This is a genomic window from Rhodococcus sp. NPDC079359 (assembly GCF_040702585.1).
Classification (GTDB): domain Bacteria; phylum Actinomycetota; class Actinomycetes; order Mycobacteriales; family Mycobacteriaceae; genus Rhodococcoides.
This window is the reverse complement of the sequence record NZ_JBFBLH010000011.1, coordinates 89,438-103,720: the sequence shown is the minus strand read 5'-3', so window position 1 is coordinate 103,720 and position 14,283 is coordinate 89,438. Positions and strand designations below refer to the sequence as shown.

9 protein-coding genes are annotated in these 14,283 nt (G+C 65.9%); 8 read left to right on the top strand and 1 reads right to left on the bottom strand.

Going from position 1 to position 14,283, the window contains the following annotated elements; translation table 11 throughout:
* The first annotated feature begins 13 nt into the window (after nt 1-13).
* The 8 genes from AB0362_RS22205 (at nt 14) to AB0362_RS22170 (ending at nt 13,288) form a co-directional block, all read left to right on the top strand.
* On the top strand, nt 14-757 hold the full coding sequence (locus AB0362_RS22205; RefSeq protein ID WP_317534042.1) for a GNAT family N-acetyltransferase: 744 nt from the start codon (nt 14-16) through the stop codon (nt 755-757).
* A gap of 68 nt (nt 758-825) precedes the next feature.
* Nucleotides 826-1,842 carry a glutathione S-transferase C-terminal domain-containing protein gene (locus tag AB0362_RS22200; RefSeq protein WP_188078853.1) on the top strand — a complete coding sequence of 339 codons (1,017 nt, stop codon included), beginning with the start codon at nt 826-828 and terminating at the stop codon, nt 1,840-1,842.
* A 47-nt stretch (nt 1,843-1,889) separates the two neighbouring features.
* Nucleotides 1,890-2,609: a hypothetical protein gene (locus AB0362_RS22195; protein WP_094668546.1), complete on the top strand. Its 720-nt coding sequence runs from the start codon at nt 1,890-1,892 to the stop codon at nt 2,607-2,609.
* 51 nt (nt 2,610-2,660) lie between these two features.
* Nucleotides 2,661-3,500 carry an LLM class F420-dependent oxidoreductase gene (locus AB0362_RS22190; protein ID WP_149407952.1) on the top strand — a complete coding sequence of 280 codons (840 nt, stop codon included), beginning with the start codon at nt 2,661-2,663 and terminating at the stop codon, nt 3,498-3,500.
* Nucleotides 3,501-3,612: 112 nt separating this feature from the next.
* Nucleotides 3,613-4,644, top strand: coding sequence for an ATP-binding cassette domain-containing protein (locus tag AB0362_RS22185; RefSeq protein ID WP_317534058.1), 1,032 nt, complete (start codon nt 3,613-3,615; stop codon nt 4,642-4,644).
* Nucleotides 4,641-5,411 (top strand): hypothetical protein, encoded by a 771-nt coding sequence (locus tag AB0362_RS22180; protein ID WP_317534041.1) that lies wholly within the window; start codon nt 4,641-4,643, stop codon nt 5,409-5,411. The genes AB0362_RS22185 and AB0362_RS22180 overlap by 4 nt, the downstream gene beginning before the upstream one ends.
* Nucleotides 5,412-5,597: 186 nt before the next feature.
* Nucleotides 5,598-9,371, top strand: coding sequence for an ABC transporter ATP-binding protein (locus AB0362_RS22175; RefSeq protein WP_317810608.1), 3,774 nt, complete (start codon nt 5,598-5,600; stop codon nt 9,369-9,371).
* A 110-nt stretch (nt 9,372-9,481) separates the two neighbouring features.
* Entirely contained in the window at nt 9,482-13,288 is a 3,807-nt protein-coding gene (locus AB0362_RS22170; protein ID WP_094641319.1) for a multifunctional oxoglutarate decarboxylase/oxoglutarate dehydrogenase thiamine pyrophosphate-binding subunit/dihydrolipoyllysine-residue succinyltransferase subunit, read from the top strand.
* Nucleotides 13,289-13,602: 314 nt separating this feature from the next.
* Here the strand turns inward: AB0362_RS22170 and AB0362_RS22165 are convergent, their stop codons facing one another.
* Nucleotides 13,603-14,256, bottom strand: a complete 654-nt coding sequence (locus tag AB0362_RS22165; RefSeq protein ID WP_149407950.1) for a TetR/AcrR family transcriptional regulator — start codon at nt 14,254-14,256, stop codon at nt 13,603-13,605.
* Nucleotides 14,257-14,283 lie beyond the last annotated feature (27 nt).

The following is a 14,283-nucleotide window of genomic DNA, read 5'->3' as shown; positions in this document are numbered from 1 at the left end:
TAGGGTTTCAGACGTGGATCTCCCCCTTCTCGATGCCGGCCCTTTCGATCCCCATCGACTCGACATCGTCCGTCTGGCCTGGTGTCGCCGACTGCAGATGGACGATCGAGCCCTCGACACCGACGCCGAGCGCGTCGAACATGTCGGTGCCACCGACGACGTCACCGTGCTGCGACTGGCCGAGACCACCGTGATCGTCGGACCGTCCTGGGCCGTTGATGCCTCTCGCGCGATCAGCGGCCCGGCGAGCGCGGACCGAACCTGGATCTCGGCACTGCTCGGCGACCGTTCGGCGCACTACGAGATCGGCACCCACACGCTGGCGTACGGCTCGGACATCGGCCACACCATCGACGTACACGACCCGCTGATCTCCCACGATGCGCAGCACGCACGCAACCTTGCCGCGCACTGCAGCGACGCCGACGTCGCCGAAGCATTCGGCGAGCCGGTCTCGCGGAACTGGTTCACGCTGCTCGGCGACGACCGACCTGCCGACTCGGCCCATTCGCTCGCATCGGCCGGCTACTCGGAGGAGCAGCTGATTCTGGCCGACATGCGCGTGCTGACCGACCCGAACCATCGCCGACGGGGCCACGCCCAGGTGGTCGGCAGGCTGGCCACCAACGACGCCATCGACGACGGCCTGATTCCGCAGTGGCGATCGCGACCCGAGAACGCCGTTGCTCGACGCCTCGCCGCGCGGCTGGGATATGTGGAAATCGGCGCGTGCCACACCGCAGTGCTCCGACCGTGACCCGGTTGAGCCGGCAACGAACTGGGTAGCGTCGAGATGAGACCGATCGATGTGAGGAGTTCGAGAGCATGGCCGACGATGCCGCATATGTGGAACCGGGCAAGGAATTCAAGCGCGACACCAACTACATCCCGACGCGGATCACCGCCGACGGCCGGGACGGGTATCCGGTGGAGCCGGGACGGTACCGACTGATCGCCGCGCGCGCCTGCCCATGGGCCCATCGATCCATCATCGTCCGACGGCTGCTCGGCCTCGAAGATGTTCTCTCGCTCGGCATTCCGGGTCCGACCCATGATCCCCGGAGTTGGAACTTCCAGGAGGAGCCCGGCGGCGTCGACTCGGTACTGCAGATCCCTCGACTTCAGGACGCGTTCTTCGCCCGCTTCCCCGATTACGAGCGCGGCATCACCGTCCCCGCCATCGTCGACGTTCCCTCCGGCCAAGTAGTCACCAACGACTACCCGCAGATCACCCTCGATTTCTCGACCGAGTGGACGCAGTATCACCGCGACGGCGCACCCGATCTGTACCCGGAGGCCCTGCGCACCGAGATCGACGAAGTGGCCCAGCTGGTGTTCGAGGACGTCAACAACGGCGTCTACCGCTGCGGATTCGCTGGATCGCAGGAGGCATACGACAAGGCCTACGACCGACTGTTCGCCCGCCTCGACTGGCTCGTCGAACGCCTCTCCACGCAGCGATACCTGGTCGGCGACCACATCACCGAGGCCGACGTGCGCCTGTTCACCACATTGGTGCGCTTCGATCCCGTCTACCACGGCCACTTCAAGTGCAACCGCAGCAAGCTCAGCGAGATCCCGGTGCTGTGGAACTACGCACGCGACCTGTTCCAGACCCCCGGATTCGGCGACACCGTCGACTTCGACCACATCAAGCGGCACTACTACGAGGTGCACACCGACATCAATCCGTCGGGCATCGTGCCGAACGGACCGGACCTGACCGGGTGGCTCGAACCCCACGGCCGCGAAGCCCTGAGAGGATCACCCTTCGGCGACGGCACCGCTCCCTCGCCGCCGAAGCCCGACGAGCTCGTTCCGCCCGATCACTGGGTGCGTTGAACCCCAGGTTCGACCGGCAACCACACACGCGACCGAAAGAGACATCGATGGCAGGCAAGAAGGACGACGCACAGGTCGAGGTCTCGAACGGAGGCAAGCTCGAACGCGCGCTCGTCAACATCCTCGACAACGCCAGCCGCCTCCAGGGACCCGCCGTCGACAAATACGTCGCGCACGTGCGTCGAGCACACCCGTACGACACCCCGGCGCAGATCATCGAACGGCTGGAGAAGCGATTTCTGCTCGCGGTCACCGGCAGCGGCTCCGCGGTGGGCGGGGCGGCGGCGATCCCCGGCGTCGGGACCGTCGCCTCGATCGCCGCGGTGGGTGCCGAAACCGCGTTCTTCATCGAGTCCTCGGCATTGCTGACGCTGTCGGTCGCGGCCGTCCACGGCATACCCGTCGAAAACCACCAGCAGCGACGCGCCCTGGTGCTCTCGGTCGCGCTGGGCGAATCGGGCATGCAGATCGTGCAGCGAACCGTCGGAAAGACTGCCAAGAACTGGGGACCGCTGATCACGTCTCGAATTCCCGGTGGATCGATGACCAGCATGAACAAGTCCTTGGTGAAGAAGTTCATCACCAAGTACCTCGCCAAACGCAGCGCGTTGTTGGTCGGCAAGTTGCTTCCCGCCGGCATCGGCGCGGCGATCGGCGGGGCGGGAAACCGCGCCGTCGGCAAGGGCGTCATCAAGAACGCCCGCGACGCGTTCGGTCCTCCGCCTGCCCGGTTCCCGGAGAACCGCATCATCGAGCCGGATGCCTGAACCGATGGGGCATCCGCGGAATCATCACGCGAGGACGGCGTTGAACCCGATATGACTTCCACACCTGAACTCGGCAAGTACGGCGTCTGGCGACTGCATTCGGCGTTCACCCCTGAACTGTCGCGCGCGATCGAATCCTTCGGCTACGGCACGATCTGGCTCGGCGGCTCACCGCCTGCGGATCTGACCACCACCGAGGAGATCCTCGACGCCACCGAGACGGTCGTCGTCGCCACCGGCATCGTCAACATCTGGTCGGACGCAGCGGCCGACGTCGCCGCGTCGTATCACCGGTTGGAGAGCAAGCACCCGGGCCGTTTCGTGCTCGGGATCGGTGCAGGCCACCCGGAGGCGACGCAGGAATACACCAAGCCGTACGACGCCTTGGTGGCCTACCTCGACGCTCTCGACGAGGCCGGAGTTCCGGTGGAACGACGCGTCCTCGCAGCCCTCGGACCGAGGGTGCTCGCGCTGGCAGCCGACCGCACCGCGGGTGCGCATCCGTACCTGACGACCCCCGAGCACACCCGTGAAGCGCGAGAAGCATTGGGCCCGAGCAAGATTCTGGCACCCGAGCACAAGGTGGTCCTCGAGTCGGATCCGGAGAAGGCGCGCTCGATCGGCCGACCACCGGTCAACAACCCGTACCTGCACCTGCGGAACTACACCAACAATCTGAACCGACTCGGCTACTCCGACGAGGAGATCGGCGACGGCGGCAGCGACCGACTGATCGACGCGTTGGTGGCGCACGGCACCGCCGATGCGATCGCAGCACGGTTGAACGAGCACCTCGACGCGGGTGCGTCGCACGTGACACTGCACTCGCTACCCGACCTGGCCGATCCGCTCGAGACGTACCGAGAGATCGCCGCCGCGCTGCATCGCTGACCGAAGACGGCGCTCTCGAGGGCGATGTCGGGTGCACCCCGTAGCCTCGGGTACCGGTTGCCGCGAGCAGCCGGTACACGAGGTGACCAACGGCCAGGGGGATTGCGCGCAGATGACCAGCTATCCGGGAGCAGCGCTCGAAGCGCAGGCACTGACCAAGCAGTTCGGCACCGTTCGCGCAGTGTCGGATCTGAGCTTCGTCGTCCCGCGCGGCACCGTCACCGGATTCCTCGGCCCCAACGGCTCGGGTAAGTCGACGACGCTGCGCATGCTCCTCGGACTCGTTGCACCCACCTCGGGCGTCGGCCTCGTCAACGGCGCGCCGTTCCGCACGACCGAACACCCGGCCCGCACGGTGGGGGCCGTCCTCGACTCGTTGAGCGTGCACCCCAAGCGCAGCGCTGCCCATCACCTGAAGATCTACACCGCCGCGATCGGCGTACCCGACAGCCGCGCCCTCGACGTGCTGCGACTCGTCGGCCTCGGTGACGTTGCCGACCGCGCCGCAGGCGGCTTCTCCCTCGGCATGCGTCAACGCCTCACGTTGGCGACAGCGCTGCTGGGGGATCCGGAAATCCTCGTGCTCGACGAACCCGCGAACGGTCTGGACCCCGAGGGAATCGCCTGGCTGAGGGACTTCCTCAAGGCATACGCCGCATCGGGGCGAACGGTCCTGATATCGAGTCACATTCTGCGCGAGATCGAGCAGACCGTCGACAACCTGGTGATCGTCAGCGCCGGCTCGCTGAAATACCAGGGTTCCATCGCACAACTGCGGTCCACCCGCCCCAGCCGCGTGCTCGTCGCCGCCTCGGATCCGGCGAAACTGGCGCTCGCGTTGGCGTCGAACGGCTTCAACGATTCCCAACTGCTGCCCGACGGACGCATCGGTGTTGCCGGGACCGACGCGGCCACGATCGCCCGCATCGCAGCCGACGCCCAGGTGACGATTTTCGGGACCACGAGTGAACACGTCGACCTCGAGCAGGTGTTCCTGTCCATGACCGCGGGTCAGTACAACGCCGCACCCGTCCAACAGAACCCATACGGCGGGCCGCAGCAGGGTTACGGCCCGCCGCCGGGTTACGGCCCGCCGCCGCAGAGTTACGCTCCGCCGCAGAACTGGAACGGGGGCCAGCGATGAACGCGTTGCTGACGTCGGAGATCCGCAAGGTCACGACACTGAAGTTCTGGTGGGGACTGGCGATCGCACCGATTGTCGTCGGAGTCTTCGCATCCGTCATCACGTCGGTGATCGCGAACCAGCTGGGCGAGTTCGAGGAGGACCTGGACATCTCCGGCGGGGTCGCCTCCATCGGTCTCTACGTCGCCGCCGGTGCCGCGATTCTGTTCGCCGGCATCTTCGGTGCCGTCAACACCGGAACCGAGTTCCGCCACCAGACCATCACCACCAGCTTCCTCACCGCTCGCGGCCGAGACGGAGTGATCGCCGCCAAGCTCGTCGTCACTGCTTTGTTCGGCCTCGGATACGGCATGGTGGTGCTGCTGGCCAGCCTGATCTGCCTGCTGATCTTCAACGAGCGGACCGTTCTGCTCGACGGCGCGTTCATCGGCGTGGTGGCGTCGTGCCTCCTCGCAGTCATGCTGTGGTCGATCATCGGTGCCGGCCTCGGTCTGCTGCTCAAATCTCCGACGTGGGCCGCCGTCGTGCTCGTCGCCTGGCTCCCGTTCGGCGAGGGTCTGCTCTCGCTGATTCTGTTCGGACTCGGGCTCGGATCGGTCGCCGTGGCGCTTCCGTCGAACCTGACCCTGCCGACCATGGCCGCGACGCAACTCGACGACGCGGGCGACCTGGCGTCGTGGCCGTGGGCACCGCTTGGCCTCGCGCTGTGGGCGGCGATTCTCACCGGCGTCGGTTGGTTCCTGGCCCGCACTCGCGACATCGACTGAGGTCGGTACCGGGAGTGCAGCCTGCGGAACGACCCAGACAACCGGTCCCCACATTCGCAGGCCGACGCTGTCGGTGCCCGGGTCTACCGTGGTGAATCGATGGCACACAGTAATGCGGTGAAAGACCGTGCAGCGGCACCCCGACGCGGCTCGTCGACACTCGACAGCGCAGAACCCGCGCCGAGTATCCGGCGTGGGTGGATCAGACGTCTGATCGCGCAGTGCCTGCTGCATCGACGGACGGCACTCGGAGCCCTGGGCGTGACGATGATCGCCGCGGTCATCGACATCTCGTTCCCGCTGCTCACCAGAGCAGCGATCGACGACGCGACCGCAGGCAACGGCGAGAAGATCGCCACCGTCGCCGCCGCCATCGCACTGTTGGGTCTGGTCCGGTTCGCCTGCCAATTCGGTCGACGCATGCTCGCCGGCCGGCTCTCGATCGACGTTCAGCACGATCTGCGCCTGGACCTGCTCGCGTCGCTGCAGCGGCTCGACGGTCGGAAGCAGGACGAGATCCGCACCGGCCAGGTGGTGTCGAGATCGATCACCGACCTGCAACTCGTGCAGGGTCTGCTGGCCATGGTGCCGCTGTCCGCGGGAGCCGTCCTGCAGTTCGTACTGGCGCTGGCGGTGATGGCGTATCTGTCGCCGCTGCTCACCGTTGTCGCGGTACTCATCGTTCCTGCGGTCAGCATCGTGGTCTACCGAATGCGGCCCACTCTCTTCGCGGCCACCTGGTCGGCGCAACAACGCGCCGCCGATCTGGCTCAGCACGTCGAGGAAACCGTCACCGGCGTTCGAGTCGTCAAGGGCTTCGGCCAGGAAGCCCGTGCGGTGGATCGCATCGAGACGCTCGGTCGCACGCTCTTCGCCGAGCGCATGCGATCGGCGAAGATCAACTCGCGGTTCGCACCGTCGCTGGCCACCATTCCGCAACTCGGACTCGTCGGAGTCATCGCCCTGGGCGGCTATCTGGCCCTGCAGGGCCACATCACGATCGGCACGTTCCTGGCCTTCGCCACCTACGTCGCAACCTTGTCCGCCGTGACCCGCACCGTCTCGTCGGTGGTGATCATGGCTCAGCTCTCCCGCGCGGCCGTCGAGCGCGTCTACGAGGTGGTCGATACCCAGCCGTCCGACCCGGAACCGGCCGCCCCCGTCGCATTGCCCGACGGTCCGCTCGGAGTCCGCATCTCCGAGGTGACCTTCGGGTTCGAGCCCGAACGCGATGTGCTGACCGGCCTGAATCTGACCATCTCGCCGGGTGAGACGGTGGCCGTCGTCGGCCACGCGGGCTCGGGAAAGACCGCTCTCGCCCTGCTGCTCCCCCGTTTCTATCGCCCCTCCGAGGGACAGATTGCGCTGACATCCGACGGAACGTCGTTCGATATCGACGACCTCGACTCGACGTCGCTCCGCGAGGCGGTCTCGCTCGTGTTCGACGAGCCGTTTCTCTTCTCGGACACCATCGCCGCCAACATCGCCCTCGGCAGGCCCGACGCCACAGCGGAGGAGATCGAGCATGCGGCGCGGCTGGCACAGGCATCGACCTTCATCGACGCGCTGCCCGAGGGATACGACAGCCTCGTCGGCGAACGCGGACTCACCCTGTCCGGCGGCCAGCGCCAACGCATCGCACTGGCCCGTGCTCTTCTCGTCGAGCCGCGAATTCTGATCCTGGACGACGCCACCTCCGCAGTCGACGCCGAGACCGAGGCCTCCATCTTCGACGCGTTACGTGGCGTCCGGACGCGCGCGACCCTCGTTCTCGCTCATCGCCGCTCGACCCTGACCCTGGCCGACCGCGTCGCCGTGCTCGACAACGGCCGCATCATCGACACCGGAACCGTCGACGAACTCGATCGGCGTTGTCCGTTGTTCCGGGCCCTCCTGGCCGGTGGAGACGGCGAGGAGAACGACGATCCCGGTGCGGAGCAGACCGTCGACCCCTCCGCCGACACGCTCTGGCCGGACACGGATCCGGAGTCGACGGTCGAGCCCGGCGCAGTCTCGACACCCGCGCCCGGAGGCGGCGGTGGTCACGGAACTGCGATGGCCGGGGCTTTCGGCTCGCTCGCACCCACACCCGCCATATCCCGGGCAGTCGCGGCCCTGCCGCCTGCGACCGAGGATCCGGGCACATCCGGATCGCAGCTGCGTCGACCCGACCCGGAGGCCCGGCTGTCGAGACTGCTGAGCCCCGTGCGCTCGTTGCTCGCCGTCGTGGTGGTGCTTCTCGCGCTGGACTCACTGGCCTCGATCGCCTTCCCCTCGCTCGTTCGCTACGCGGTGGACAACGGAGTGGCGAGTGGAGACTCGAACACCCTGTGGATCGCCACCTCGATCGGCGTCGTGTTGGCAGCGGCGAGTTGGTTCGTCGTCTGCTGGACGACGGTGATCACCGCGCGGGCGGGCGAGCGAGTGCTCTTCGGACTCCGCGTCCGCAGCTACGCGCACATTCAGCGGCTCGGCCTCGACTACTACGAACGTGAGCTGTCGGGCCGCATCATGACCCGCATGACCACCGACGTCGACGCACTGTCGTCGTTCATTCAGACCGGGGCATCGACGGCGGTGGTGAGTGTGTTGACCGTCGTCGGTATCGCCGCCGCTCTTCTCGTCACCGACCCCACTCTCGGGCTGGTGGCGCTGGCCGTCGTGCCACCGCTCGCCGTGGCCACCGTGATCTTCCGGCGCATCTCCTCGGCGGCGTACTCGACGTCCCGCGAGCGAATCTCCATCGTCAACGCCGATTTCCAGGAGAACGTCACCGGCTTGCGCGCGGCACAGGCCTACCGGCGCGAGGAGTACGCCGCATCCCGATTCGCCGAACGCTCCGACCGCTACCGCGCGAGTCGAATGCGATCGCAGACCGCGATCTCGGTGTTCTTCCCCCTCATCACGTTGCTCTCCGACATCGCCCTCGCCGTCGTCGTGTTCGTCGGCGCGCATCAGATCGCCACCGGCACCACCACAGCGGGCACCCTCGTGGCGTTCGTGCTCTATCTCGGGCTGCTCTTCGGACCCATCCAGCAGCTCTCGCAGGTGTTCGACGGTTACCAGCAGGCACGTGTCGGTGTCGGCCGCATCGGGGATCTCCTGCGCACCACGAGTTCGATCGAAACCTCCGCCGACGCGAACACCACCGCACTTCCCGGCGGACGCCTTCGCGCCGACATAGAACTCGTCGATGTCGGTTTCCGGTATGCCGGGGCCCACTCCGACGCCCTGAGTGAGGTAAATCTCACCATCCCCGCCGGCACCACCGTCGCCTTGGTCGGACGCACCGGCGCGGGCAAATCAACAGTGGTGAAACTGCTGGCCCGCTTCTACGATCCGACCTCCGGATCGGTGCGGGTCGGCGGCCACGATCTACGCGACTATCGCCTCTCGGACTACCGCCACCGACTCGGCGTCGTACCGCAGGAAGCGCACCTGTTCACCGGAACCGTGGCGTCGAACATCGCCTACGGCAGACCCGATGCCAGCCGCACCGACATCGAGAACGCGGCACGCTCGGTGGGTGCTCTGAGCACCATCGCCGCACTTCGCGGCGGCATGCACCAACCCGTCGGTGAGCGCGGCCAAGGGCTGTCCGCAGGTCAACGACAGCTGATCGCACTGGCCAGGGCCGAGCTGGTCGACCCCGACCTGCTGCTCCTCGACGAAGCCACCGCCACGCTCGATCCCGCGACCGAACGCACCGTGCTCGCAGCCGGCAGTGCCGTCGCGCGGACCCGCACCGCAGTTGTCGTCGCGCACCGCTTGGCGACCGCCGCGCGGGCAGATCTGATCGTGGTGGTCGACGGCGGCCGTATCGTGGAAGTAGGTCGACATTCGGAGCTCCGCACGCAGGGCGGCTTCTACGCGCAGCTGTGGACTGCAGCCGAAACGAACCGAGGGAATAATTCGATAATCGAAGGTGTCATCGACAACGAGGCCGATGGTTACCGGTGAGTACATATCACAGCTACGTCCCGGACGCACGTGAGCTGGACCAACGGTCTAGCCTGGACACGTACGCGCGCTGAACGGGAACGAAGACAGAAACGAGGCGAACTACTGCCGTGAGCAGCAGCTCTACTACCCAATTCGGACAAAACCAATGGCTGGTCGACGAGATGTACCAGCGATTCAAGCAGGACCCTTCATCCGTCGACGCGAGCTGGCACGAGTTTCTGACCGGTTACGACCCCGAGGCAGCAACCGACGAGACCGCCGGATCCAACGGTGCTGCCGGTAACGGCGCAGCCTCGAACGGTAGCTCGACCAAGTCCGCGCCTCCCGCAGCACCAGCGCCACCAGCCAAGCCGGCCGCCTCTGCTCCCGACAAGACCGACGCGCCGAAGGCCGCAGCACCCAAGGCCGCTCCGAAAGCCGCCGCTCCCAAGGCCGAGGCCGCGAAGCCTGCCGCTGCTGCCAAGCCTGCCGAGAAGAAGGCAGCGCCGGCCAAGTCCGCTCCCGCGAAGCCCGCCGCAGCCGAATTCGGTGAAGAGTCGAGCAAGATTCTGCGCGGCGCTGCTGCCGCGGTGGCGAAGAACATGTCCGCCTCGTTGCAGATTCCCACCGCGACCAGCGTGCGTGCGATTCCGGCCAAGCTCATGGTCGACAACCGCCTCGTCATCAACAACCATCTCGCTCGTACCCGCGGCGGCAAGATCTCGTTCACACACCTGCTCGGCTACGCCATCGTGCAGGCCGTCAAGGCGTTCCCGAACATGAACCGCCACTTCGCCGAGGTCGACGGCAAGCCGAACGCCGTCACTCCGGCCGCGATCAACCTGGGTCTCGCCATCGACCTGCCCGGCAAGGACGGCAACCGTTCCCTCGTCGTCGCTGCCATCAAGAACACGCAGGACTTCACGTTCACCCAGTTCTACAACGCGTACGAGGACATCGTGCGTCGCGCTCGCGACGGCAAGCTCACCGGTGAGGACTTCCAGGGCGTCACCATCTCGCTGACCAACCCCGGTGGAATCGGAACCGTGCACTCGGTGCCGCGTCTGATGAACGGCCAGGGAGCCATCATCGGTGCCGGTGCCATGGAGTACCCGGCAGAGTTCCAGGGAGCCAGCGACGAGCGTCTCGCCGAGTTCGGCGTCGGCAAGCTCATGACGCTGACCTCGACGTACGACCACCGCATCATTCAGGGTGCGGAGTCGGGTGACTTCCTCAAGACGATCCACAACCTGCTGATCAGCGACGAGTTCTACGACGAGCTGTTCCACTCGCTGAAGATCCCCTACGAGCCCATTCGCTGGCGCAAGGATCTGCCCGAGGGCACGGTCGACAAGAACACCCGCGTGCTCGAGCTCATCGCCGCGTACCGCAACCGCGGTCACCTGATGGCCGACACCGACCCGTTGCAGTTCACCAAGGACAAGTTCCGGATGCATCCGGACCTCGACGTGATCAGCCACGACCTCACGCTGTGGGATCTCGACCGCGAATTCAAGGTCGGTGGATTCCACGGCAAGGACAAGATGAAGCTGCGGGACGTGCTCAGCGTTCTGCGCGACTCGTACTGCCGCCACGTGGGCGTCGAGTACACCCACATCCTCGAGACCGAGCAGGTCACCTGGCTGCAGGAACGCGTCGAAGCCAAGCACGTCAAACCGACTGTGGCGCAACAGAAGTACATCCTGAGCAAGCTCAACGCAGCCGAGGCGTTCGAGACGTTCCTGCAGACCAAGTACGTCGGGCAGAAGCGCTTCTCGCTCGAAGGTGCAGAGTCGGTCATCCCGATGATGGACTCCGTCATCGACCAGAGCGCCGAGTACGCCCTCGACGAGGTCGTCATCGGCATGCCGCACCGCGGCCGCCTCAACGTGCTCGCCAACATCGTCGGCAAGCCCTACTCGAAGATCTTCACCGAGTTCGAGGGCAACATGAACCCGGCCGCCGCACACGGCTCCGGCGACGTGAAGTACCACCTCGGTGCCGAGGGCACGTACATCCAGATGTTCGGTGACAACGACATCAAGGTCTCGCTCACCGCGAACCCGTCGCACCTCGAAGCCGTCGACCCGGTTCTCGAAGGCCTCGTTCGCGCCAAGCAGGATCTGCTGGACAAGGGCACCGGCCAGGGCGGTTACTCCGTTCTGCCGCTGATGCTGCACGGAGACGCGGCATTCGCAGGCCAGGGCGTCGTCGCCGAGACGCTGAACCTGTCCGATCTGCGGGGCTACCGCACCGGCGGCACCGTGCACATCGTCGTCAACAACCAGGTCGGCTTCACCACGTCACCGGAGTTCTCGCGTTCGTCCGAGTACTGCACCGATGTGGCGAAGATGATCGCCGCGCCGATCTTCCACGTCAACGGCGACGACCCCGAGGCCTGCGCCTGGGTGGCTCAGCTGGCGGTGGACTTCCGTCAGAAGTTCCACAAGGACGTCGTCATCGACATGATCTGCTACCGCCGTCGCGGCCACAACGAGGGCGACGACCCCTCGATGACGCAGCCGGCGATGTACGACGTGATCGACACCAAGCGCAGCGTCCGCAAGAGCTACACCGAATCGCTCATCGGCCGTGGAGACATCTCGCTCAAGGAAGCCGAGGACGCACTCCGCGACTACCAGGGCCAGCTCGAACGCGTCTTCAACGAGGTACGCGAACTCGAGAAGTACACCCCGGAACCCAGCGAATCGGTCGAACTCGACCAGCAGTTGCCTGCCAAGCTCACCACGGCCGTCGACAAGGCAGTGCTGCACCGCATCGGCGATGCGCACCTCGACGTCCCCGACGGATTCAACGTCCACCCGCGCGTCAAGCCGGTGCTCGAGAAGCGTCGCGAGATGGCGCACGAGGGCAAGGTCGACTGGGCCTTCGGCGAGCTGCTGGCGCTCGGATCGCTGGTGGACGAGGGACGCAACATCCGCTTCTCCGGCCAGGACACCCGACGCGGCACGTTCACCCAGCGTCACTCGGTGATCATCGACCGCAAGACCGGTGCCGAGTACACCCCGCTGCAGAACATCGGCAGCGACAACCCCGGCAAGTTCATGGTCTACGACTCCGCCCTCAGCGAGTTCGCCGCAGTCGGCTTCGAGTACGGCTACTCCGTGGGTAACCCGGACGCACTGGTGATGTGGGAAGCGCAGTTCGGCGACTTCGTCAACGGCGCGCAGTCCATCATCGACGAGTTCATCTCGTCCGGTGAAGCCAAGTGGGGTCAGCTCTCCGACGTCGTGCTACTGCTGCCGCACGGCCACGAAGGCCAGGGTCCCGACCACACGTCCGGACGCATCGAACGCTTCCTGACGCTGTGCGCCGAGGGCTCGATGACCGTCGCACTCCCCTCGACCCCCGCGAACTACTTCCACCTGCTGCGCAGGCACGCGCGTGACGGCATCCGTCGCCCGCTGATCGTCTTCACCCCGAAGTCGATGCTGCGCAACAAGGCAGCGGTGAGCAACATCGAGGACTTCACCGACGGCAAGTTCCACTCGGTGTTCGACGAGCCCACCTACGACACCGGCACCGGTGACCGCAGCGCGGTCAAGCGAGTTCTGATGGTCAGCGGCAAGCTCTACTACGAGCTGCTCGCACGCAAGCAGAAGGACAACCGCGACGACGTCGCCATCGTCCGCATCGAGCAGCTCTACCCCGTGCCGGTCCGCCGCATCCGGGAAGCACTCGAAAGCTACCCGAACGCAACGGAATTCCGTTGGGTTCAGGAAGAGCCTGCGAACCAGGGTGCCTGGCCGTTCTTCGGTCTCGCGTTGCCCGAGCTCGTGCCCGAGAAGCTGGTCGGCATCAAGCGCATCTCGCGTCGCGCAATGTCCGCCCCGTCGTCGGGATCGAGCAAGGTGCACGCCGTCGAGCAACTCGAAATCATCGACGAGGCCTTCAACGCAGTCGGCGAAGGCTAGAAAATTCGACAACAACAGCGGCCCACTTCCTCGGAAGTGGGCCGCTGTTGTCGTTTCGGGGCTCCCCGCTCCGCGTCAATGGACCATCACATGCGTCTGAGCAGTGCAACGGTCCATCCACGCAGAGTCAGTGGCTGAGTGAATGGACCGCTGCATACGTCTGGGAAGTGCAAGGGTCCATTGACGCGTGCGGGCGGGGCGGGGGCGGGGCGACGGGGCGGGGGCCATCTACTGGATCAATGCGAGATTCAGTCGGTCGGACTGCAACAAAGGGACATTGATCCCAGCCGGGGCGGGCGTCGGGCGGGCGTCGGTCAGGCTGAGGCGTCGGCGTCGGTTCCCAGGAGTGCGGTGATCATTCCTGGTGCCAGTGCGACCGCGGGCAGAGCGTTGACGTTGAGGTCGATCAGTTCGTCGCGGCTCAGTTCGGGCGCGGTGAGCCAGTTGATCGTCGTTTCCTCGACGAATGCGATCCAGCCGCGGACGGCCAGCACGATGGTGGGGGTGACCTCGATGTCGAGTCCCCCGAGTTGCGCGACGGTTCGCTCGGCCATGGCGGAGCGGGTGTCCTCGAACACCGCGCGCATCTGCGGATCACCACTGGGAGTGCCGCGCAGGAGCGAGACGTACATCTGCCGCTTGTCGGTGACGTAATCGACGTAGTTCGCGATGGAGTCGCGCAAAATCTCGTACGGTGGCAACGACGGATCGGGTGCGGTGCGCTCGAGCATGACGCGCGAGGATTCACGCACGATTTCGAGGTGGAACTCCTGCTTGGAGGCGAAGTAGTGGAACAGAAGACCGCGGGAGACGCCTGCTTGGTCTGCGATGTCCTCGACGGAGATCTGTTCGAGGGGGCGGTCGGCGAGCATTTCGGTGCCGAGCTCGATCAGTTGCGCTCGTCGTTGCTGCGGACTGAGTCTGGTCCTCTTCGTGGTCGATGTGCCGGGGCTGTTCACGAACGCCATGCAACCACCCTACTGAATGTTAGTCAA